The 632-nt window shown below is 67.4% G+C and carries 1 protein-coding gene; it reads left to right on the top strand.

What is annotated here, in order from left to right; translation table 11 throughout:
* Positions 1-27: 27 nt before the first annotated feature.
* Positions 28-632 (top strand): SCO2525 family SAM-dependent methyltransferase (locus AB0E98_RS33900; RefSeq protein ID WP_361710354.1); only part of this gene is annotated, 605 nt, incomplete at its 3' end.

Genomic DNA, 632 nt, shown 5'->3' with positions numbered 1-632 from the left:
CAGTGCTGGGGGTTTGTCCAAAATCGAATGGAACGTGGCAGGGTGACTATGGATCGCAACGCCGACGCACCGTGGTCGAAGTTCGATCCAGAGGCGTACGTGGACAACAACTACCGGACACCGCTCGAAGTCGACCTGCTGATCGTCCGGTTGATGCGCGACTACTTCACCCGCTGCTTCGACGGCGTCCCCCCGCGCTCCGCGCGCGGCATCGACGTCGGCGCCGGCGCGAACCTGTATCCCGCCCTGTCCATGCTGCCCTGGTGCGAGAAGGTGCTCCTGCTGGAGTACGCGCACCCGAACGTCGAGTACCTGGAGAAGCAGATCGCCCCGGCCGGGTACGACATCGCCTGGGACCCCTTCTGGGACGTGCTGCGCGAGGCTCCCGCCTACGCCGCCGTCCAGCCCAGACCGCTGGTGGCGGACATCGTCCGGGTGGAGCGCGGCAACCTGTTCGACCTGGAGGGCGGGGACCGGCGCTGGTCCCTCGGCACCATGTTCTTCGTCGCCGACTCCATGTCCGAGGCGCCCGAGGAGTTCCACCGGGGCGTGCGCTGCTTCATGAACGCGCTCGACGACACGGCGCCGTTCGCCGCCGCCTTCATGAAGGAGTCCGTCGGCTATCGCGTCGG

Origin of the sequence: Streptomyces sp. NPDC037389 (assembly GCF_040636475.1) — a bacterium.
Classification (GTDB): domain Bacteria; phylum Actinomycetota; class Actinomycetes; order Streptomycetales; family Streptomycetaceae; genus Streptomyces; species Streptomyces hesseae.
The sequence above is the reverse complement of the archived record's forward strand: the minus strand, read 5'-3'. Positions and strand labels throughout refer to the sequence as shown.